The sequence below is a fragment of the Roseomonas sp. TAS13 genome, from assembly GCF_001950415.1.
In the GTDB taxonomy this organism is placed as follows: domain Bacteria; phylum Pseudomonadota; class Alphaproteobacteria; order Acetobacterales; family Acetobacteraceae; genus Roseomonas; species Roseomonas mucosa.
In genome coordinates, this window is the sequence record NZ_BDLP01000039.1 from 1 (window position 1) to 21,593 (window position 21,593).

The window sequence follows — 21,593 nt, forward strand, 5'->3', positions numbered from 1 at the left end:
GGCGGGCCTCCGCCATGGGTTCGGGCGAAGGGGGCGAACCCGCCAGCAGGACGAGCCCGGCCAGGCCCTCCAGCCCCGCCTCCCCGTCGAGCGCCCTTCGCGCCAGCACCGCGGCGAGCTTGGCCCCCATGCTGTGCCCCACCAGGACCCAGCGGCCAGGGGGACAGCCAGGGGGACAGCCAGAGGGGCAGCTAGGGAGCTGTGCGGCGATGATCCCGGCGAGGCGATCCGCCATGTCGGCGACGGCGTAGCCGGGTTCCGCCGCCGCTGCGCCGAAGCCCGGCAGATCGAGGGCCAGCGGCCGCACCCCCTCCCCCAGGCACCGCGTCACCTCCTGCCATTCCCGGGCACTGCCGCCGAGGAAGTGCAGCAGGACGAGGCGGATCGCGTCCGGGCCATTGCGGTCCGCGGCCGGGGCGCTGGAAGGGGGCCTGGGAGGGGCTGGTTCCATGCAGGGCAACTGGGGGCGCATCGCGCGGCATCAAGCGGCCGCCGGCACCCGGTTCCGCGTCTTTCCGGCAGGCATCGTGCCACTGGGGCGGTTGCGCTTCCCGCTTTGCTCCCCACAGACAGACGATGCAACGAGACATGCACCGGATCTCCATTCCCGCCCCGGCGGAAAGCCCGCCCGAGGGCGCCGGCTTTCCCATCCAGGACTATGCCGCGCTGGGCGACGGGCGGTCCGTGGCGCTGATCGCGCCGGATGGGGCGGTGGGCTGGTGGTGCGTGCCCAACATGGACTCACCGCCCCTCTTCGACCGGATCCTCGATCCCGGAGAGGGCGGCTATTTCCAGATTCGCCCCGAGGGTGCCTTCGAGGTCGAGCGGCGCTATCGCCCGGACAGCAACATCCTGGAGACGCTGGTCACCACCCCGGACGGGCGCGTCCGGGTCACGGAATCCTTGAACAGCAGCCTGGCCGGGCGCCTGCCCTGGAGCGAGTTCGCCCGGCGCATCGAGGGCCTCGCCGGAACGGTGCGGTTCCATATCCAGGCGGTCTTCGGCACGCGCGGAGACACGGCCTCGCCCTGGCTCCAGCCCAACCCGAACGGCTGCGTCTTCCATGTCGGTCCGCTGCTCGGGATGATGCGCTGCACGCCGAACATCCGCATCCTGGAGGAGCAGGACCGCAGCATCACCGCCACGGTGACGCTGTCCGAGGGCGAGCGTGCCACCGTCGCCCTCCTGGCTGCCGAGGACGAGCCGCTGGGCGTGCTGCCGATCGAGGAGATCGATGCGCGGATCGATACCAGCGACGAGGCCTGGCGCAGCTGGGCGGGGGACCTGCGCTATGACGGTCCGCACCGGGAGGCGGTCCGGCGCAGCGCCCTGGCCCTGAAGCTGCTGCTCTATTCACCCTCCGGCGCCATCGCCGCGGCCGCCACGGCCGCGCTGCCGGAACGGATCGGCGGCGACAAGAACTACGACTACCGCTATGCCTGGATCCGCGACGCCGCCTATACGGTGAACGCCTTCCTCCGCATCGGCGCCATGGCGGAAAGCAAGGCCGCCTTCACCTGGCTGATGCAGCGGCTGGGCGAGCACGGTCCCCGGGTGCTCTATACGCTCTGCGGCGACAAGGCACCGGAGGCAAGGGTGATCGAGGCGCTGCCGGGCTATCGCGGCTCCGGCCCCGTGGTGATCGGCAATGCCGCCGCGCACCAGCACCAGCACGGCGTCTATGGCGACATCTTCGAGACGGCGGCGCTTTTCGTCGGCGACGGCCATATCATCGACCAGCGCAGCGCCCGCGTGCTGTCCGGGCTGGCGGATGAATGTGCCGATCGCTGGCGGCAAAAGGATTCCGGCATCTGGGAGCTGGAGGAGCCGCAGCACTACACCATGTCCAAGATCAGCGCCTGGCAGGCCCTCGCCCGTGCGGTGGAGCTGGCGGAGGCCGGGCACCTGCCCTCCACCTGCGTGCCGCGCTGGCAGCGCGAGCGGGACCGGATCGCGGCATGGATCGACACGCATTGCTGGTCCGAGAAGCGCCGCGCCTATACCTTCTTCCCCGGCACCGAGAGACTGGATGCCTCGCTGACCCTGGCCGTACGCTTCGGCTTCGACGGACGGGAACGCCTGTCCTCGACGCTGGACGCGATCCGGGCGGAACTCGGCCGGGGCGCCCTGCTCTACCGCTATTCCGGCGCCGAACGGGAAGAGGGGGCCTTCCTGGCCTGTTCCTTCTGGATGGCCGAGGCCCTGGCCATGCTGGACCGCGACGCGGAAGCCGAGGCGGTCTTCACCGGCACGCTCGACGCCGTCGCCCCCGGGGTCGGCATCATGAGCGAGATGGCGGACCCCCGGACCGGCGACCATCTCGGCAATACGCCGCAGGGGCTGAGCCACCTTGCGCTGATCCATGCCGCCTGCACGCTCCGGGGCGACCGCAAGCGGCCGTTCGGGCGCAGGGAGGGCGCGGGCTAGAACAGGCTCGCCGGCGGGGTGCATGGGGCCGGGGTGCCCGCGTCTTCCCGGAGCGTGGTCCCTGTGCCCGGTGCGGGGGACTATGCCAGGGTGGCGAGCAGGGCCTGGGCGACGGCCGCCTGGCAGGGCTCGATCACCGGCAGGCCGAGCGCATCCTCCAGGAAGCGCCGGTGCCCGGCCATGCCGGCGCAGCCGAGGATCACGCTGTCCGCCCCCCGCGCCTTCAGCGCCTGCCCGAGTTCGAGCAGGCGGGGCCGGGGTCCTTCCGTGCCCGTCAGGACCTCCATGGGCAGGTTCAGCGGCAGGCTGGCGACGCAGCGCGCCTCCAGACCCATGGCCTGCAACACGCGGCGCTGACGCTGCACGCTCGCCTCGACGAAGGCGATGATGCCGAAACACTCGCCCCGCGCCACCGCGGCGGCGATGCCGGAACGCAGCGCGCCGAGAACCGGCCGCGGGGTCACGCTGCGGAGCAGGTCGATGGCCGGGTCGGAGACGCAGGCGATGACATAGGCCTCGGCCGGCTCCGCCTCCACGAGACGGCAGAGCGGCTCGGCCACTGCGTGCCAGTCTTGCCAGGTCGCGATGGCGGGTGGACCTTCCGGCAGGCCGGTCACTTCCAGCCGGGGCCCGTGCGCCATGGCCTGGGGCTGCACCGAGGCCCGGATCGTGTCGGTGCAGCTCGGCGAGCTGTTCGGGTTGATCACCAGGATACGGGACATGCCGGAAGCCTTTCCTGCGAAATGGATCGCCCGGTGCGGGTTCAGCCCTCGAAGGCCGCGCGTGCCTCGGGGAGATCCCAGATCCGCCGGATCGCCCGGCAGGTCGCAGCCGCCCCGCGCAGCCCGTGGCTGCCAGCGCCTGCGCGCATCAATCCGGCAGGATGGCACCGACCTGCTCGGTGATGCGGCGGTAGTGCTCGGGGCGGCGATGGGCGGCGAAGTTGAACATCTTCTCCTTGCCCTGGCGGCAGGTGTCGAGGTCGCAGTCGGCCACCACCACCTCGTCGCCCAGGGTCTTGGCCTGCGCCACGATCACCCCGTTCGGATCGACGATCACCGAGCTGCCGATCAACCCCGACCCGTCCTCGTTGCCGGCCTTGGCCACGCTCACCGCCCAGGTCGCGTTCATGTAGGCATTGGCCTGCGCCGCCAGGTTGGAGTGGAAGGTGCGGATCTCCTCGTTCTCGGTGCTGCCACCATTCGGGTCATAGGCGGCGGAGTTGTAGCCGATCAGCATCAGCTCCACGCCCTGCAGCCCATAGGCACGCCAGGCTTCCGGCCAGCGGCGGTCGTTGCAGATCAGCATGCCCATCACCGGCCGGCCCCAGGCCTCCGGACCCCGGAAGGCCTCGAAACCCTGGTCGCCGTATTCGAAGTAGCGCTTCTCCAGCTGCTGGAAGCGGTCCCCCACACGCGGCTCCACCGAGCCGGGCAGGTGCACCTTGCGGTACCTGGCCAGGATGCTGCCATCGGGGCTGGTGGTGATGGCGCTGTTGAAGCGCCGCCCTTCCGGTGTGCGCTCGGCATAGCCGACATAGAAGCCCACACCCAGCGCCTTCGCGCGGTCGAAGAGCGGCTGCACCGAGGGGTTGGGCATGGCTGTCTCGTAGTACTGGTCGAGCTCCGCCCCCTCCAGCAGCCAGCGGGGGAAGAAGGTGGTGAAGGCCAGTTCGGGGAAGACCACGAGCTGCGCCCCCTGGCCTGCCGCCTGTTCCAGCAGCGCGATCAGGCGGGCCAGCACCGCTTCCCGGCTGTCCGCGCGCTGGGTGGGTCCCATCTGGGCGGCGGCGAGGCGGAGGATGCGGGGCATGGCGGGAACCTTGTTGGCCGGAAGCGCTCCGATCATGCGAAGCGTTTCTGGGCAGCACAAGGGCCAATGCCATGGAATAATTGCCGGAGTTATATGGTTTGTTTATAGGCTGCCGCATGCTTACGCTGCGCCAGCTGGAAATCCTCCGCACCATGGTCCGCTTCCAGACCACCATGGCCACAGCCCGGCACCTGAACCTCTCGCAGCCCGCGGTCAGCACCGCCATCCGCCAGATCGAGGCGCAGCTCGGCTTCCCGCTCTTCGAGCGTGTCAACAACCGCCTCCATCCGCTGGAGGCAGCGAGCATCGTGCAGGAGGAAGCAGAGCCCCTGCTCGCCCTGCATGCGGCGCTGACGGATCGCCTGCAGGACCTGCGCGAGGCCAAGACCAGCCGCCTGCGCATCCTCTCGACACCGCCCCTGGGACAGGGCGTGGTGCCGCGGGTGCTGGGCGGCTTCGCCCGGCGCCATCCGAAGCTGAAGATCCATTTCGACATCCGCGACCTGAACGACGTCGTCCGCGCCGTGGAAAGCGGGGCCGCCGATCTTGGCATCGGGCTCGGCCTGGGGCCTCAGGCGATGCTGGAGGTGGAGGTGCTGGCCGAGGCGCGGATGGTCGCCATCTGCCCGCCCGGCCATGCGCTCGCCGGGCTTGCCGTGGTGACACCCGGGGATCTGGGCGCACACAGCCTGGTCGCGCTGGATGCCGATACGCGCATGGGGGCTGCTGTGCGTCATGCCTTTCAGTCCGCGCGGCAGCCCTTCCTGTTCCGGGCGGAGGTCCGCACCTGCAGCACCGCCTGCGCCCTGGTCGGGACCGGCACGGGCGTCTCCGTGGTCGATCCCTTCTCCGCCCGGCACCCACCCGTTGGAACACTGGAGATCCGTCCCTTCGAGCCGGCCATCCCTGCCACCGCCTGGGCCTTCTGGTCGAACCGCAAGCCGCTCTCACCGCTCGGCCGCCGCTTCATCGGAGAGGTGAGACTTGCACTGGCGCCGAAGCCATGAGGGCTGCCCGCCGAACAGTGACCGCCGAGCTGTCAGAACGCTCCGCGCGCCCCGGTCAGGCCGGCGCGGAAGGCCTCGAAGCCCGCGGCATCCGCGAAGGCCTTCTGCGTGCCGGGGCGTGTGATGGAATCCGCGGCATAGGTGGCACCCCAGGCCATGGCGGCCTCGATGTCACGCGAGCGGACGTAGTGCTGGGCGAAGGCGCCGATGAAGGCGTCCCCGGCACCGCTGGTGTCGCGCGGCCGGACCGTCACGGGCGGCACATGCCGCACCCTTTCCGCCGTCACCAGCAGGGCCCCTTCGGCCCCCAGCGTGACGATCACCGTGCGGACGCCTTTCTCCACCAGCACCCTCGCCGCCCGCTCCGCTTCCTCGCGCGTGGCGGTGGGCAGGCCGGTCATGATGGCGAGCTCCGTCTGGTTCGGCACGAGGAAGGTGGCGGCGAGGACCCGTCCGACATCGAGCTCCGGCGTCGCCGGCGCCGGGTTCAGCAGAACCTCGATTCCTTCCCGCGTCGCCCAGTCGATGGTGTGGTAGACCGTCTCCAGTGGGATCTCGAGTTGCAGCAGGATCAGGCTGCATCGCCGCAGGTCCTCCGCCGCCGCCTCGACATCGGCGGGCAGCAGGTGCTCGTTGGCGCCCTTGACGATCAGGATGCGGTTTTCGCCTGAAGGTTCGACGAAGATCGGCGCCACGCCGCTCTGCGTGCCCGGCACGGCACGGACATGGCGCGCGTCGATCCCGGATTCCTGGAAGTTGCGGATCATGCCCTCGCCGAAAAGGTCGTCGCCGACACGGCTGACCAGCATCACATCGCCCCCCAGCCGGGCGGCGGCGACGGCCTGGTTGGCACCCTTGCCGCCATGGCCCATCGAGAAGGACGGGGCCGCCAGGGTTTCCCCGGCCTCGGGCATGCGATCGATATAGGTCACGAGATCGACCATGTTGCTGCCGACCACGCCAATACGGCCGCCGGAACTATGCCTGTTGCTTCCGACCATGGTTTCCTTGGTCCCCTCGTCTGTCTTGTCATTGGCCGGTCAGCGGCGCCAGCCTCGCTGGCTCCAGGGGCGTTTGATCGGATGCATCGCGTGTCGACATCCCCCGGGGGCGCAGCATTGGCGCCGATAGCCCAAGGAGGCCGGTTGTCGGGCGGCGGCCTCCTTGGGCGTGATACGAACCATTGCTTTCAGCGGCCTGCCGGCCCGCGAAGGTCGCCGCCGATGCGGCGGGCCTCACGGGCAGGATGCTAGGCGGTGACGGCGGTCAGCGCCTGGTCGATCGCATCGGTGATGCGGTCGATGTCCTTCTCCGTCGCGATCAGGGCGGGGCTGAGGGTCAGGGTGTTGTTCAGCCCCGGCAAGGAGCGGTTGGTGGCGCCGATGATGACGCCGGCCTCCATGCACTTCGCCACCACGGCCTGGACCTTGGCCTCGGCCAGCGGCTCCTTGGTCCTGCGGTCCGCCACCAGCTCGGCGCCTTGGAACAGGCCGCAGCCGCGCACGTCGCCGATCACCGCATGGCGTTCCATCAGGGCCAGCAGGTTGCCGCGCAGGCGCTGGCCCATCGCCGTCGTGTTCTCCAGCAGGCCCTCATCCTCGATGATCCGCATGTTCTCCAGTGCCGCCGCAGGGCCGGCGAGGCAGCCGCCGAAGGTGGAGATGTCGCGGAAGTAGCTCATCGGATCGGCGGCATTGTCCTTGAACAGGTCGAAGACCGCCTCGGTCGTCACGGTGCAGGAGATCGCTGCGTAGCCCGAGGCCAGGCCCTTCGCCATGGTCACGAAATCCGGCTTCACCCCATACTGCTGGTAGCCGAACCAGGCCCCCGTCCGGCCCAGGCCGCAGACCACCTCGTCGATATGCAGGAGGACGTCGTACTTGCGGCAGATCTCCTGCACGCGCGGCCAGTAGCTGGCCGGCGGGGTGATGACGCCGCCGCCGGCGGTGATGGGCTCCAGGCAGATGGCCCCGATCGTGTCCGGCCCCTCGCGCAGGATGACCTCCTCGATCGCATTGGCGGCGGCAATGCCGTAATCCGCGGCATCCGGGTACTGGCTGCGGTACTCCAGGCAGTGCGGCACCTCCACGAAGCCCTCGGGGAAGGGGCCGTAATCGGCATTGCGCTGCGGCTGGCCGCAGGCGGCCAGGGCGCCGAAGGTGGTGCCGTGGTAGTCGCGCTCGCGATAGAGGATCTTCCACTTGCGGCCGCCGTGATGGCGCGCGGCGATCTGGCGCACCATCTTGAAGACCTTCTCGTTCGCCTCGGAACCAGAGTTCGAGTAATAGACGCGGGTCAGGCCCGGCATCTTCTCGATCAGCCGCTTCGCGAAGGCCGCCCCCGGCGCGCTACCCTTGGCGCCGGCGAAGTAGTTCAGCTTCACCAGCTGCTCGCGCACCACATCGGCGATCGATTCACGGCCATAGCCGACATTGACCGTCCAGACCCCGCCGGAGGTGGCGTCCAGATACTCCTTGCCCTTGGCATCCCACACGCGCATGCCCCGGCCTTCGACCATCAGCTGCGGATCGACGGTCTCATAGGCCTTGTGCTGGGAAAGATGGTGCCAGACATGGGCGCGGTCGGCCTCGATCAGCCCGGCGATGTCGTTGGTCTTCGGAACGTAGTTCATGATCAGCCCTTCGCTGGATCGTCCGGACCGGACATGCGCCGTACGATCAGATGCCCCATCAACATGCCCCCTGGCCGACATGCTCCCGGCACGGGCGAACGCAGGCACGCGCCCGGCTGCCCCGACCGGCCCGTTCGGCATCCGGAAGAGCCGCACGCCACGCCCTGTGGCAAGGCGTCACGGCCCATGACCCGATGGAACAGGCCGGCCGCGATACCAGGAACATGCTGGAATGACGGCATCGGGAAGCGTAACGCGATGCGGCACCCGGCCTCAAGCCCCGGCGGGCATCGCGCGGAGCGGAATGCGGCGGAGGCCCGGCCGTCAGGCCCGGTCCACCATGCGTATGCCACCCGGCGAAGCGGACGCGGCCTGGGGGCGGCCTATCCTGCCGCGATCAGTTCCCGGATGCGGCTGGCCAGGGCCTCCATGGCGAAGGGCTTGGTCATGACATGCATGCCCGGCTCCAGGTGCCCGTCGCCCACCACGGCGTTCTCGGCATAGCCGGTGATGAACAGCACCTTCAGCCCCGGCCGTCCGACCCGGGCCGCATCGGCCATCTGCCGGCCGTTCATGCCGCCGGGCAGTCCGACATCCGTCACCACCAGGTCGACGCGGGCATCGGATTGCAGCACCCGCAGGCCCGAGGCGCCGTCGCCCGCCTCGATGGCAGCGTAGCCCTGTTCCTCCAGCACCTCCATCACCAGCATCCGCACGGTGGGATCGTCGTCCACGACGAGGACGGTCTCGCCGAGTTCCGCCCGGGGCGCCTCGGCCAGTTCGGGCACCGGCTCGGCCACCTCGGCCTCGCCCAGGTGCCGCGGCAGGTACAGGCACACCATCGTGCCCTGTCCGACCTCCGAGTAGATACGCGTCTGCCCGCCCGATTGCCGGGCGAAGCCATAGATCATCGACAGGCCCAGCCCCGTGCCCTGGCCCAGCGGCTTGGTGGTGAAGAACGGGTCGAAGGCCTTGGCGATCACGTCGGGCGCCATGCCCATGCCCGTATCGGAGACGCAGAGCGAGATATACTGCCCCGGCGCGGTGTCGCGTTCGCGAGCGGTGCGCTCGTCGAGCCAGCGGTTGGCCGTCTCGATGGTCAGCCTGCCGCCATGGGGCATCGCATCCCGCGCGTTGATGCACAGGTTCAGCAGCGCGTTTTCCAGCTGGTTGGGATCGACCAGCGTCGGCCACAGCCCGCCCGCGCCCACCACCTCCAGCTCGACGGAGGGCCCGACGGTGCGGCGGACCAGCTCCTCCATTCCCGCCACTAGGCGGTTCACGTCCGTCGGCTTGGGGTCGAGGGTCTGCCGGCGCGAGAAGGCCAGGAGCCTGTGGGTCAGGGCGGCGGCCCGCCTTGCCGCGCCCTGGGCGGCCCCGACATAGCGATCGACGTCCTTGTACCGCCACTGGGCGACGCGGGTGCTGAGCAGTTCCAGCGCACCGATGATACCGGTGAGCAGGTTGTTGAAGTCATGCGCGATACCGCCGGTGAGCTGGCCGACGGCCTCCATCTTCTGGCTCTGGCGCAGCTGCTCCTCGGCGAGCAGCAGGTCGGCCGTGCGCTCGGCGATGCGCTGTTCCAGCGTCTCGGTCAGGGCGCGCAGCTCGGCGGTGGCACGGTCGCGCTCCGCCTCCATGGCGCGGCGCTCCTCCACGTCGACCAGCACGCCGGGAAAGCTCAACGGCGTGCCGTCGGGCGCGTGGTCGACGCGGCCATTTGCCTCGATCCAGTAGTACTGCCCGTCGTTGCGCCGCACCCGGTACTGGTGGGCATAGGCGCCGCCGCGGGCGATGACGTCCTCAATGGCGGCGATGAGGCCCGCCTTGTCGTCGGGATGGACGGTCGCGACCACCTGTTCGAGGCTGAGGCCGACGCGCCCGAGCGTGGGATCGAGGCCGAAGCTGCGGGCGAAGGCTTCGTCCACCGTGAAGCGGTCGGTCGGCAGGTCCCAGAACCAGGTGCCCACGATGGCCCCGGCCGCGAGCGCGAGCTGGACGCGCTGGATGTTCTCCCGCGCCAGCGCCTCGCTGGCGCGCAGGGCGGCCTCCGCTTCCCGTCGCGACGTCACGTCGCGGAACAGCACCGACACCTGCCGCCGGCCCGCCGGCTCGATCCGGGCGGCCGAGACCTCGATATGGCGTCCCGCCGCGGCGAAGTAGCGCTCGAAGCGGATCGGCTGGCCGGTGCGGAGCACGCCTCCGTAGAGCTCGACCCAGCCATCCGCCTCGTCGGATGCGAAGCCCCGGATCGTCCTGCCGACGATGTCAGGGATGCCGGTATGCCGCTCGTAGCCGGGATTGGCCTCGACATGAACGTAGTCGCTCAATGGTCCGTGCGGCCCGTCGAAGAACTCGATGATGCAGAAGCCGTCGTCGATCGAGTTGAACAGGGTGCGGTACCGGGTCTCGCTTTCGCGCAGGGCCTCCTCGGCCCTCTTGCGGTCCGTGATGTCGAGCACGGTTCCGATCAGCCGCACCGGCTGCCCATCCTCGAAATGCGTCTCGCCCTGGGCGGAGACCCAGCGCTCGATCCCGTCCCGCAGCCCGACGGTGCGGTACTCGGCGGCAAAGCGGCCCGATCCCGCCGGGTCCATGGACCGCCGCACCGCCTCGTCCGCCCGCACCCTGTCCTCAGGATGCAGTCCCGCCAGGAAGGTGCCCTCGTAGCTTACCGGCACCCCGGGCGGCAGGCCGAACAGCGCGCGACAGCGGTCGTCCCAGGTCAGCTCCTCCGTCCGCACCCAGTAGTCGAAGGTGCCGATCCGGGCCCCCGCCGTGGCCAGCCGCAGTCGGTTCTCCCGGTCGCGCAGGGCGGCGTCGGCCCGGCGGCGCTCGCTCTGGTCGAGCAGGGCGCCGATCATGCGGACCGGCCGTCCCTCCGCGTCGCGGATGACGTAGCCGCGGTCCAGCACGTCCGCGTAGCTGCCATCGGCCCGGCGGAAGCGGTATTCCTCCGTCCAGCCCGTGCCGGTGCCGTCGATCACCGCATGGATGCTGCGATCCACCCGCGTCCGGTCCCCGGGATGGATCTGGGCGATCCACCAGTCCCCGGTCGGCTCCACCTGCCCGGGGGTCCAGCCATAGGCATCTTCCAGCGCCTCGTTCCAGAGCACGCTGTTGTCCGCGAAGCTCCAGTCCCAGATCGCGTCGCGGGTCGCCCGCTGCGCCAGGCGGAAGCGTTCGTTGATCGCTTGCAGCGCCTGGCCGGCGAAGTGCTGTTCGGTCCGGTCCCGCAACATCTTGAGGTAGCCGGTGTGGGCGCCCCGCTCGTCCCGGAGCTGCATCATCTCGCCCGAGGCCCAGAAGCGGGAGCCGTCCTTGCGTCGGTGCCAGCGTTCGTCGGCGGCCCGGCCGTCCCGGGTCGCCCGCTCCATCTCGGCCTCCGGCAGGCCAGCCACCTGGTCCTCCGGCACGAAGATCACGTCCGCCGCCCGGCCGAGCATCTCGGCCTCCGTCCAGCCCAGGATATTCGCCGCTCCGGTGTTCCAGCCGGTGACCCGCGCCGCGAGATCCGTGCTGATGATGGCGAAGTCGGTGGCGCTGTCCAGGATCTGCCGCCGGAGCGCCTCCGACCGGGCCTGCTGCGCCAAGCTCAGGCGGAGGGTCAGCTGGCTCATGACCTGGCGGGCCAGGGTCTTGAGCACGAATCGCTGCCGGGGCGTCAGGCCCTCCGGCCGGGGCTTCGTGTCGAGGACGCAGAGCGTGCCCAGGGGCAGTCCGTCCGGGGTTTCCAGCAGATGGCCGGCGTAGAACCGCAGCCCCGGTTCCGAGGTGATCAGCGGGTTGCAGTTGAAGCGGGGGTCCTCCAGGAGGTCCGGGACAACCAGTTCGCCGGGCTGGAGCATCATCCGGGAGCAGATCGAGTTGTCGAGTGGCATCTCCCGCACGCCCAGGCCGACTTCCGCCTTGAACCACTGTCGGCTCTTCGCGATCAGGTTCACGGCGGCCATGGGCGCCTCGAGCAAATCGGCGGCCAAGCGGGCGAGGTCGTCGAAATCCTGCTCCGGGGGCGTGTCGAGAATGGCGTAGCAGTCCAGAGCCGCGAGCCGGTCGGCCTCCGTCCAGGGACGGTCCTCGTTCTGGTCTGTCATGACGATCGGGACTCCACCGGCGCCTTGTCCGCCGGGCGGCTGGCCTGTCCGGAGGATCGGGCGGACCGGCCATCGCCAGTGACCCTGGCCTGGAAGGCCACGCCGGCTATCCGGCGTCGCCCCGATGCCCCTCGCTCCCTGGTGCAGGGCGCAATTCGGACGCAGGCAGGGCTACGGGGGGAGCTGGAAGGCATGAAGGCCGCCTATACCAATGGTACGATCGGGATGAAATCCTCATGCCGGGAACGCCGTGATACCCTCCCCCAGTTGCAGAGGTGTCTGCCGTGACACGATCGGTCCGCTCGCGATCGTAACCGGCCCCGCGCCCGGCACATGAGGGATGGAACCCTGGGGGACCTTGTGACGCACTGCATGGGACGGCAGTAATCCACGCTCTGTGTTTCCGGGGTTTCTTCATGCGTTGGCTCTATCCGCTGATCCTGTGCGCGCTCGCGGGATGCTCCGGTGGGCTCCGCACGGCGAATACTCCGGCCAGCCCGGCCGACAGGGCGGCCTTCTGCGCGGAACAGGCCCGGCAGACGGAGGCGAACTACGCCGCGAAGGACCAGTTCGACGCCTACGTCGCCGGTGCCCAGGCACACCGGGATTGCCTCAGCGCGGGGCACTGAAGGCCGGCTTTCCCTGCACCCTAGAAGGGCCGGTGGATCAGCGCCGCAAGGGAGAGCGGCAGCGCCGGCGGCATGACCAGGGCGCCGAGCTTCAGGAAGCTCCAGGCGCTGGCGTCCTGGCCCTCGCGGCGGATCGCGACGAGCCAGAGCAGGGTTGCAAGCGAGCCGGTGACGGACAGGTTGGAAATCGGCCAGGAAGACGTTCAGCCCGTCCAGCCCGTAGCAGATACGGGGGAGCGTGCCGCTGCGTGGCGGCGGGTGGGCGGCAGGGGCCATGCGGTCGGCATCCTCGGACGGGCCCTGGCCAAACGCCGCGGTGCCTTTCCGGGTTGGCACGGACATCCTGGCCCGGCAGGCTTCGCCCGGGCCGGACCGCCATCCGCTGCCGGACAGGTTCCGCGAAGCCATGCGGCCGCCCGCGACGGGCCGCCGGCCTTCAGCCGGCCTCTCCCCGCCGTTCCCGCGCCCGCAGCCTTTCGCGATGCGCGGTGTAGAGGCCGCTCGCGATGATCACGCCCGAGCCCAGGAGCATGGCCTGCCCCGGGAAAGCGCCGAAGACGACATAGCCGACGAAGGCGGAGGTGACGATCTGGCCATAGGAGAAGGGGGCCAGCACCGAGGCGGGCGCCTGGCGGTAGGCCTGCACCACGAGCATCTGCCCCGCCGAGCCCAGCACGCCATGCAGCAGTCCGAGGCCGAACTCCCAACCCGTCGGCATGCGGAAATCAAAGGGCAGGAAGAGGGTCAGCGCCACGAAGCCGGTGCAGGCCGTCCAGAACATCGTGGTCCCGGGATGGTCCGCCACGCCGATGCGGCGGGTGATCACCACCGCGCCCGCCCAGGCCGCGGCGGTAAGCAAGGGCAGGACGGCCGCCCACTGGAAGGTGCCGCCGCCGGGCTGCACCACGATCAGCACGCCGACGAAGCCCACCAGCAGCGCGATCCACCGGCGTGGCCCGACCACCTCCCCCAGCACCGGGATGGAAAGCAGGGTGATGAAGGTCGGCGCCACGTAGTTGATGGCGGTGGCCTCGGCGAGCGGGAGGTAGCCGAGGCCGATCACGAAGAGGACGGAGGAGGTGAGGACGCAGAGCCCGCGCAGCAGTTGCAAACCAGGCCGCCGCGCGTGCAGGCCGCGGAAGCGGTTCCTTCCCAGAAGCGCGAGCGTCATCGCCACGAAGACGAGATAGCGGATCCAAACGATCTCGCCGCTCGGCAGGGTGCCGCGAAGATGCTTGGAGACCGCGTCGGAGCAGGAGAAGAGCGTGACCGCGCCGAGGATCAGCAGGATGCCGCCGAGCACGTTGTCCTGCGGCGCCGGGCTGGCCGGAACGCTGCCGCGCGGGGCGGTGGCCGGGGCGAGATCCGGAGGGATGGGCACCTCCGTGGCGGGTTCTTCCGTGGGGTCCGCCGCCATGCCCCCGTCCGGCCTGGCCGCGCCATCCGGTGCGGCTGCGGAGAGGGGTCTCGGTCCAGTCATGGTGCTCGCTGCGATCCGTGTTCGGGAAAGGGGGAGGTATCCGGCCGACATGGCCACAGGATGGGCGGAGGGGGCAAGGCGCGGGGACGTCGTTCCAGACGGCCCGGAATGCAACCCCGGGGACCGATCCTCTCCATCTCCGCTCCTGCCGCCTCCCGCTGTCCCGCGGCCCCGGAACTCGAATTCGGCCGCGCCGGCCATCCGCCGCGGTCAGGGCGCGGCCTTCGGCGCCTCGTCCTGCCGGCTTTCCCGGCCGTCGCGGCGATGCGGCGGCCGGGTCAGCGCGATGCGCCAGGAGGCACGCATGGTGCGCTGGATCCGGTCCGCGACTTCCGGCGAGATCAGGCTCTCGTCCCGTATGCGGTCGATCACCCTGGCCCCGTCGCGCAACCCTTGCAGAAGCAGCAGCCGCTTCTCCAGCGTCGCGGTGATGTCGGGAAAACGGGCACGCATCTGGTCCACGGCCTGGTCCAGGCGCTCGATCCGGCCCACCAGGACGCTGTCCAGCAGCACGGTCATGCGGCCGCTCAGCAGCGGGCCGATGGAGGCCTGGTTGTAGCGGCGGAGCTGCTCCAGGACCGCGCGCCGGCAGAGCAGGAGCTCGAAGCGGTCGGAGAGCGCATTCTCCAGCGGGCGGCGGAGGCCGAGGCGCCGGTCGAGCCATTCCAGGACCGGCATGGTCCAGCCCGATTGCAGGATCCTCTGCGCGGCGCGGTTGTAGCCCAGGCGGCCCTCCCGGCGCGCGGCATCGATCATGTCGCCGGTGTTGCGCATCATGGTATCGAGGTTGCGGATGGAGATGACGCCGCTGCTGAACAGCGGGATCAGGCTGCGCTCGCGCGTGGCCAGCGTGACCAGCCCGATGATCAGGCGGTCCCGCTCGGGCAGGGCCAGGTCGAAATCCTCCTGCGCCAGCCCGGCTTCCATGCCGGTGCGGTATTCCGCCGCCGCCTGTCGGGCGATCTCCTCCGGCAGATGGAAGGTCCTGGCGGTTTCGGCCATCCGTCCCAGCACCTCGGTCGTCGCCAGATGCACCGCCTGCCACTGCAGGGCCTGGTTCTGCGGCGAAAGGCGGTCGATGCCCAGCATACGGATCACCCAGCGCAGCGTGGTGCCGTTCACCAGCAGGCTGAAGAGCACGAAGGCGGTGGCGAAGCGGGCGACGAAGAGCCGCTGTTCCGGTGGCAGGACGGGGTTCTCCGCCAGGCCCAGCGCCAGCACCACCGTCACTGCCCCGCGCAGGCCGCCCCAGGCGATCACCAGCTTGTAGGCCGTGCTCACCGGCGCGCCGAGCCGCAGCCAGCCCAGCAGCGGCAGCAGGCCGAAGAGCACCAGCAGCCGCGCGCCGAGGGCCGCCACGACGAGGACGAGAAGCAGCAGCAGGTCGTGCAGTTCCATCCCGCCGAGCAGGTGGCGGGCCTGCAGCGTGGCCAGCAGGAAGATCATCGCCCCGGCCAGCATGGCGAGCTGTTCCCAGATGAGCTGGAGATGCGTCCAGTTCCGGGGCGAAAGCCGCGTGCGGCCCAGCGCGTTGATCACCAGGCCCGCCGCGACGACGGCCACGACCCCTGAGACCCCGATCCCCCGGTCGGCCAGCAGGTAGAGCGGATAGGGCAGCGCCAGGGTGAGGGCCGCCTCCGCCAGGGCGAGCCCGCCGAGGGCGGGGAGCAGCGCCGCGGTGATCCGGCCGGCGACGATGCCGAAGACGGCCCCACCCCCCAGGGATACGGCCAGTTCCCGCAGTCCGGCGATGGGCGAGGCCGCGGCCGCATCGCCGCTCAGCATCGCCAGCAGGACGCTCATGATGGCGATGGCGGCGGCATCGTTGAGCAGGCTTTCCCCGGAGACCAGGCGCATGAGCCGCCCCGGCGCCCCGACCTCCCGGAACACGGCGATGACGGCGGCGGGGTCGGTGGTGGCGATGATCGCGCCGAGCAGCAGGCAGACCGTCAGCCCCTGCGCCGTGACCGCCGCCATGGCGAAGCCGATGACGGCCGTGGCCACGAAGACGGCCACCACGGCCAGGAGCAGGATCGGCCCCAGGTCCGGCAGCATCTCGCGGAACTCGATGGACAGCGCCGACTGGAACAGGAGCGGCGGCAGGAAGACCCAGAGATAGGCCTCGGCCGGCAGGCTGGGGCTGAACAGCAACGACAGGCCATCCTGCACCGGCCCCGGCAGAATGGCCGCGGCGAAGGGAAGCAGGCTGCCCAGCGCGATGCCGGCCAGCGACAGGACCGTGGCGTCCGGCAGGCCCGTGCGGGCCGCCATGACCTGCACCAGGACGATCACCGCCAGGAGGCCGCTGCCCAGGGAGAGAATCGTCGCGATGAGACTCACGGGAGGGGTCCTGGCAGGAAGCGGCGGCACCACCCGAACCGGGGTACCAGCCCTGGCCTATCAGCCGGGCCCGCGCCTGGGAAGCGGCACCACAGCCGCCAGTACCGGCAGGCGTTGCGGCCATGCGGAAGCGCCGCCGCCGGGCCCCGCTCACGCTTTATTGGGAAAAGCACATCACCCGGCGAGGAGGTGGCAATGTCGCCGCCCCCATGGTGCGGGTCCTTCCGGGCCGCAGAGGCGTCGACGATGTTCCGTTCCACCTCCGACGCGGGCGTCACGGCCGCGCTCTGCCACAGGAGCGGGAGGCGGACCGCGGAGCCTGACTGAAGCGCGCGGCACCCGTCGCCGCGGAGCGATGGCGTGTCCTTCGGGGCAGGCCACGGCTCCGACGGCATGTGCCCCGGTGCGGTCATGCCACGCGCCCGTTCCACCGGGTCCGGGATCACTCCTGGACCGGCCCGTGCCAGGCCTGGCTTCATCCGGCCCCCTGCCCTTCCGGCCTCACACCAATACCCGCACCCGGGCCAACTCCATCCCCGGCCGGCCCGGGTGCCGGACAGCAGGAGCAGCTTTTCTTGACAACCCTCCAGGCCATTCTGATCGCGATCCTGCAAGGCGCGACGGAGTTGTTTCCCGTCAGCAGCCTCGGCCATGCCGTCCTTCTCCCGGCCCTGCTGCGCTGGAACCTGGACCAGCGCGCGCCGGAATTCCTGCCCTTCCTGGTCATGCTGCATGTCGGCACCGCCCTGGCGCTGCTGCTCTACTTCTGGCGCGACTGGCTGGCCCTGATCCGGGGCGTGCTGGGGGCGGGACAGGCTGGCAAGGTCCGGGAGAACCGGCGCCTGCTCCTGCTCATCGTCATCGCGACCATTCCCGCGGTGATCGTCGGCTTCGTGCTGGAGCATTCGCTGCGGGGCCTGTTCGGCTCCCCCGTGGCAGCCGCGGCCTTTCTCGCGGCCAACGGGCTGCTGCTGCTGTTCGGCGAAAGGCTGCGCGGGCGCGCCACCGCGCCGCGCTCCATGTCCTCGCTCACGCCAATGGACGCCCTGGTGGTGGGGATCTGGCAATGCGGAGCCCTGATCCCCGGCATCTCGCGCAGTGGCGCCACCATCGTCGGCGGCCTGCTGCGCGGTGTCGGGCACGAGGGCGCCGCGCGGTTCAGCTTCCTGATCGCCACGCCCATCATCCTGGGCGCGACCGTGCTGGAGGTGCCGAAGCTGCTGCATGCGGCCATCCCGCCCGGCACCTTCGGCCTCTCGGTCCTGGCCGCTGCCGTCGCGGGGGTCACCGCCTGGCTCAGCACTGCCTTCCTGATGCGCTACTTCCGCGAGCACGAGGCCTGGGCCCTGAACCCCTTTGCCTACTACTGCCTGCTCGCGGGGCTGGGCAGCCTGGCCTGGCTGCTCCTCGCCTGAACGGCAGCCTGGAAGCGGCGTGCGGAACGTCCGCCGGGGCGCGTCACCCCTGGCCTCCTCCGGTGCCAGGGGCAAGGTGGCTGTCGCGCGGCCCCATGGCGAAATCCGGGACGGCTTCGCGAGTCAGGCGGAACCCGCGCCGCCCCGCAGCACCGAGAGGATCCGCTCCTGCTCCTCCGGTCGCAGGAAGAGGCTGTTGCCGATGCTGAGGCTACGCGCCGCGAAGTCGCGCGCCCGCGGACAGGGGCGATCCGGGACGATGCCGCCGAGATAGGCATAGTCCGGCAGGGCGCGCGCGAAGAGCCGGCTGACGCCCAGCCCTTCCCTCCAGAGCCGGGCCAGCGCGGCCTCGGCATCCCGGGCGCGGTCGAACACCAGCACCAGGACGGGCCAGGTGCCCCGCTCCCCCGGGCGGTCGCCGAGCACCCGCAGGCCGGAACATGGGACGAGGCGAGCGGCGAAGCCCTGCGCCTGCCGCCGGGTCGCTTCCAGGAAGTCAGGCAGGCGCGCCAGGGCACGGCGCCCCACCGCCTGCCGCCAGGAGCCCACGCGGTGCAGCGGCACATCGAGTGGAAAGCGGTCGCCAAGCGCGGCTTCCGTGTCGCCGGCACACAGGGCGCGGCGCAGGCCACGGCCATAGGCCATGGTCAGGCCCAGCGGGTTGTAGAGCAGCCCGTAGCCGAGCAGTTCCAGGCCGCGCCGTGCCTCCATCCACCGGTCGGGGCGCAGCATGGCGGCGGCGCTGTCCCGCAGCCCCTGGCGCAGGATCGGATCGCGGCTGACCAGCACGCCGCCCTCATAGAGCGTCAGGCCCTTGCCGACCGCCAGGCTGAAGAAGCCGATATGCCCTCGCAGACCGACCGGCACGCCCCCTGCCCGCGCTCCCAGCGCCTGGGCCGCATCCTCGATCACCCAGGCGCCGCATCCCTCGGCCAGGGCCAGCACAGCGTCCAGCGCGGCCACCCGGCCGGCGAGATGGGTGGGCAGCACCGCCAGCAGCCTTTCGTCGCAGAGCGGCGCGAGGCTGTCCGGGTCCAACTCCGCCGTGCCGGGGAGCGTGTCACAGGGGCAGACCTCCAGACCCAGCGCATGGATGGCGATGGCCACCAGCGGGCAGGTGAAGCCCGGCACCGCCACGCGCCGCCGGCTGCTCCGCGCCATCAGGCTGCGTAGCGCCACCATCAGCGCCGCGGTGCCGGAACAGGTGAGCAACACCTCCTCCAGGCCAAGGAAATCCGCCAGCGCCGCTTCCATCCCTCCCGCACCGCCGCCCGGGCGCAGGTCGCGCCAGAGCACCGGCAGACCCGCGGTCGGAGGCAGTTCGCGCCAGGGGGAACGCGGCGGAAGCCGGGAAGGAGCCATGGCGGTGGGAATCAACCCGGCACGGCGCCGGGCGACGGGGCTGTCGATGGCATCCCGTTCCGATGCGGCCCCGGCCCGGCGTGGGTGCCCGCCGCCCCGGCCTCCGGTTCGTCCGTCTCGCTCAGGGCCAGGCAGACGATCCCGGCCAGGATCGCCGTGCCGCCCAGGATCTGCGCCCAGCCCAGGTGCTCGCCGAAAAGCGGCACGGCGAGCACCATCACCACCAGCACCTCCAGATGCGAGGCGGCGAAGGCGGGGCCGATCGGCGCGTGCCGGAGCAGGGCCATCCAGGTGAAGAAGGCGCCGAGATAGCCGCACAGCGCGACATAGACCCAGGGCTGCGCCAGGACCCGGCCCAGCCAGGCGAGGTCGGCCGTGACCGGCAGCGCGCCCATGGCGGCATACTTGAAGCTGATCTGCGCCAGCGCGTCGAAGGAAAGCAGCAGCAGGAAGCCCAGCAGGTAGAAGCGCCGCATCAGCCGATTCCCACCACCGCCACCCCAAAGGCGACGAGCAGGATGCCCGCCACCCGCAGCCGGGTCAGAGCCTCGCCGAACAGGAAGCGCCCGGCGATCATGATGGCGATGATGTTCACCGAGCCCAGCAGCACGCCGTCCGACAGCGGCACCAGGGACAGGAAGGCCAGCCAGACCACGAACTCGGCCACATAGCAGCCGAGGCCGAGCCAGAGCCAGGGCCGCGCCGCCATCGCCCGCCAGCGTGCCATGCCGTCGCCGCCGGTGCGGGCGGCCGCCTTGAAGGCCAGTTGCCCGCCGGTGTCGAGCAGGATGTTGAGCATCCAGAAGGTGAGGATCATCGCGGACATGGGGAACTCCGTGCCGGCTGCGCGGCGCGCCATGCCAGGGGCGGCGGTGCGCCGCCCCTGGCGTCACAGGAAGCGGGCAGCGCTCAGGCGACCAGCATCTCGCGCAGCGTGGCCTCGGCGGCCTCAAGCGTGCGATCCACGTCGTCCTCCGTATGGGCGAAGGAGACGAAGAGGTTCTCGTAGGCTCCCGGGTGGAACAGCACGCCGCGCTCCAGCATCCCCTCCCACCAGTGGCGGAAGGCGTCGTGGTCGGCATGGCGGGCCGCGTCGCGGTAGTTGCGGATCGGCTCGCGCGAGAACCAGAGCTGGAAGACCGGGCCGAGGCCGACGACATGGGCCGGGGCGCGCAGGTCGCGCACCAGGCGCTGCAGCCCTTCGCGCAGACGGTCGGAGACGCGGTAGAGGCGTTCGTACATGCCGGGCTGGGCCAGTTCGTCCAGCGCCGCGTTCGCCGCCGCCACGGCGATGGCATTGGCGTTGTAGGTGCCGGCGATGGAGACGCGGCCCTCGGCCACCAGCGCCATGATGTCGCGCCGGCCGCCCATGGCGGCGACCGGGAAGCCGCCGCCGAGGCCCTTGGCGAAGACCGATAGGTCCGGCGTGACGCCGTAATGCCCCTGCGCGCCGGTGAGGCCGATGCGGAAGCCGGTGATGACCTCGTCGAAGATCAGCAGCGCGCCGTGCTTGCGCGTCAGGTCGCGCATCGCTTCCAGGTAGCCGGGCTCCGGCAGGATGCAGCCGGTGTTGCACATCACCGGCTCGGTCAGCACGGCGGCGATGTCGTCGCCCTCGCGCTCCAGCGCCTCGCGCAGCGCGGCGATGTCGTTCCAGGGGAGGATGATCAGAGACTGGTCGATGCCCGCCGGCATGCCGGGGCCCTGCGGCACCGGGCGCGGCGCGGCATCGGGGCCGGCACGGCCCAGATCCGGGTGCTTGCTCCAGTAAACGCCGTCGGAGAAGCCGTGATACATGCCCTCGAAGCGGATCACCTTGCGCCGGCCGGTGAAGGCGCGGGCGAGACGCACGGTGTAGAGCACGGCCTCGGTCCCGGTGTTGCAGAGGCGGACCTGCTCCACGCTCGGAATGGCGGCGATGATCTTGCGCGCGAGATCGGTCTCCTCCGCCGCCGGCAAGGCGAAGACCGTGCCGCGTTCCTGGATGCAGTCCACCACCGCCTGGGTCACGCGCGGCGGCCGGTGGCCGAGCAGCATCGGGCCAAGGCCGAGCAGGTAGTCGATGTACTCGTTGCCATCGACATCGGTCAGGCGCGCGCCGGTGCCGTGCGAGATGAAGAGCGGATAGGGGTCCCAGCCCGACCAAGTGGCGCGGGCGGTGCTGTTGACGCCGCCGGGGATCACTTCGCTGGCCTTGGCGAAAAGGGCGGCGCTGGTCCGGCTGCGGTCCGGGTTCTGGTAGCTGAAGGTCATGATGTCTCGTGTCTCAGAACCCGTTTCATAACGGCTGAGGCGGGGTGAGCGGCGGGAGTTCTGCGCGTTCGGAGGGTGTCTGACGTCCTTCGAGGTGGCCCATGTGGACCCCTGCCGCCCGCGCGCAGCTTGCGCGCGGCTC

16 protein-coding genes are annotated in these 21,593 nt (G+C 70.7%); 4 read left to right on the forward strand and 12 right to left on the reverse strand.

All coding sequences use genetic code 11. The features are described from left to right. Positions 1-331, reverse strand: a 331-nt coding sequence (locus ROTAS13_RS05555) for an alpha/beta fold hydrolase (RefSeq protein ID WP_253187638.1), incomplete at its 3' end; no start/stop codon positions are given. 257 nt (positions 332-588) lie between these two features. Here ROTAS13_RS05555 and ROTAS13_RS05560 point away from each other — a divergent pair. After that, positions 589-2,427, forward strand: a complete 1,839-nt coding sequence (locus ROTAS13_RS05560; RefSeq protein WP_075821772.1) for a glycoside hydrolase family 15 protein — start codon at positions 589-591, stop codon at positions 2,425-2,427. Between the two features lie 80 nt (positions 2,428-2,507). On the opposite strand, the gene ROTAS13_RS05565 is transcribed toward ROTAS13_RS05560, so the two are convergent. Both ROTAS13_RS05565 and ROTAS13_RS05570 read right to left on the reverse strand, forming a co-directional pair. Further along, positions 2,508-3,149 (reverse strand): aspartate/glutamate racemase family protein, encoded by a 642-nt coding sequence (locus ROTAS13_RS05565; RefSeq protein ID WP_075821773.1) that lies wholly within the window; start codon positions 3,147-3,149, stop codon positions 2,508-2,510. A 148-nt stretch (positions 3,150-3,297) separates the two neighbouring features. Beyond that, positions 3,298-4,239, reverse strand: a complete 942-nt coding sequence (locus ROTAS13_RS05570; protein ID WP_075821780.1) for an N-carbamoyl-D-amino-acid hydrolase — start codon at positions 4,237-4,239, stop codon at positions 3,298-3,300. Between the two features lie 116 nt (positions 4,240-4,355). On the opposite strand from ROTAS13_RS05570, the gene ROTAS13_RS05575 reads away from it, so the two are divergent. Next, a complete protein-coding gene (locus ROTAS13_RS05575) occupies positions 4,356-5,246 on the forward strand; it encodes a LysR substrate-binding domain-containing protein (protein WP_075821774.1) in 891 nt (296 codons plus the stop codon). Between the two features lie 32 nt (positions 5,247-5,278). Here the strand turns inward: ROTAS13_RS05575 and rbsK are convergent, their stop codons facing one another. The 3 genes from rbsK to ROTAS13_RS05590 all read right to left on the reverse strand — a co-directional run bounded on the left by rbsK (position 5,279) and on the right by ROTAS13_RS05590 (position 11,972). Further along, positions 5,279-6,247: a ribokinase gene (rbsK, locus tag ROTAS13_RS05580; protein ID WP_075821775.1), complete on the reverse strand. Its 969-nt coding sequence runs from the start codon at positions 6,245-6,247 to the stop codon at positions 5,279-5,281. Positions 6,248-6,495: 248 nt separating this feature from the next. After that, positions 6,496-7,878 (reverse strand): aspartate aminotransferase family protein, encoded by a 1,383-nt coding sequence (locus tag ROTAS13_RS05585; protein ID WP_019462102.1) that lies wholly within the window; start codon positions 7,876-7,878, stop codon positions 6,496-6,498. A 383-nt stretch (positions 7,879-8,261) separates the two neighbouring features. Further along, a complete protein-coding gene (locus ROTAS13_RS05590; protein WP_139323269.1) occupies positions 8,262-11,972 on the reverse strand; it encodes a PAS domain-containing protein in 3,711 nt (1,236 codons plus the stop codon). Between the two features lie 416 nt (positions 11,973-12,388). Here ROTAS13_RS05590 and ROTAS13_RS05605 point away from each other — a divergent pair, with 416 nt between their 5' ends. Beyond that, on the forward strand, positions 12,389-12,601 hold the full coding sequence (locus ROTAS13_RS05605) for a hypothetical protein (RefSeq protein ID WP_019462100.1): 213 nt from the start codon (positions 12,389-12,391) through the stop codon (positions 12,599-12,601). 436 nt (positions 12,602-13,037) lie between these two features. Here ROTAS13_RS05605 and ROTAS13_RS05610 read toward each other — a convergent pair whose 3' ends face one another. Together ROTAS13_RS05610 and ROTAS13_RS05615 are read right to left on the reverse strand one after the other, a co-directional pair. Beyond that, a complete protein-coding gene (locus ROTAS13_RS05610; RefSeq protein ID WP_075821776.1) occupies positions 13,038-14,018 on the reverse strand; it encodes a DMT family transporter in 981 nt (326 codons plus the stop codon). Between the two features lie 273 nt (positions 14,019-14,291). Further along, positions 14,292-16,421 carry a sodium:proton antiporter gene (locus ROTAS13_RS05615; RefSeq protein WP_075821777.1) on the reverse strand — a complete coding sequence of 710 codons (2,130 nt, stop codon included), beginning with the start codon at positions 16,419-16,421 and terminating at the stop codon, positions 14,292-14,294. Between the two features lie 575 nt (positions 16,422-16,996). On the opposite strand from ROTAS13_RS05615, the gene ROTAS13_RS05620 reads away from it, so the two are divergent. Further along, entirely contained in the window at positions 16,997-17,836 is an 840-nt protein-coding gene (locus ROTAS13_RS05620) for an undecaprenyl-diphosphate phosphatase (protein ID WP_019462096.1), read from the forward strand. Positions 17,837-17,959: 123 nt separating this feature from the next. On the opposite strand, the gene ROTAS13_RS05625 is transcribed toward ROTAS13_RS05620, so the two are convergent. The 4 genes from ROTAS13_RS05625 to ROTAS13_RS05640 form a co-directional block, all read right to left on the reverse strand. After that, positions 17,960-19,198: a DegT/DnrJ/EryC1/StrS family aminotransferase gene (locus ROTAS13_RS05625; protein WP_075821778.1), complete on the reverse strand. Its 1,239-nt coding sequence runs from the start codon at positions 19,196-19,198 to the stop codon at positions 17,960-17,962. A gap of 11 nt (positions 19,199-19,209) precedes the next feature. Then, positions 19,210-19,674 carry a multidrug efflux SMR transporter gene (locus tag ROTAS13_RS05630; protein ID WP_019462094.1) on the reverse strand — a complete coding sequence of 155 codons (465 nt, stop codon included), beginning with the start codon at positions 19,672-19,674 and terminating at the stop codon, positions 19,210-19,212. Next, positions 19,674-20,024: a hypothetical protein gene (locus tag ROTAS13_RS05635; RefSeq protein ID WP_019462093.1), complete on the reverse strand. Its 351-nt coding sequence runs from the start codon at positions 20,022-20,024 to the stop codon at positions 19,674-19,676. Before ROTAS13_RS05635 ends, ROTAS13_RS05630 begins: the two co-directional genes overlap by 1 nt. A gap of 83 nt (positions 20,025-20,107) precedes the next feature. Next, the gene (locus ROTAS13_RS05640; RefSeq protein WP_075821779.1) at positions 20,108-21,451 is read right to left on the reverse strand and encodes an aspartate aminotransferase family protein; all 1,344 of its coding nucleotides are present in this window, start codon (positions 21,449-21,451) and stop codon (positions 20,108-20,110) included. Positions 21,452-21,593: the final 142 nt, after the last annotated feature.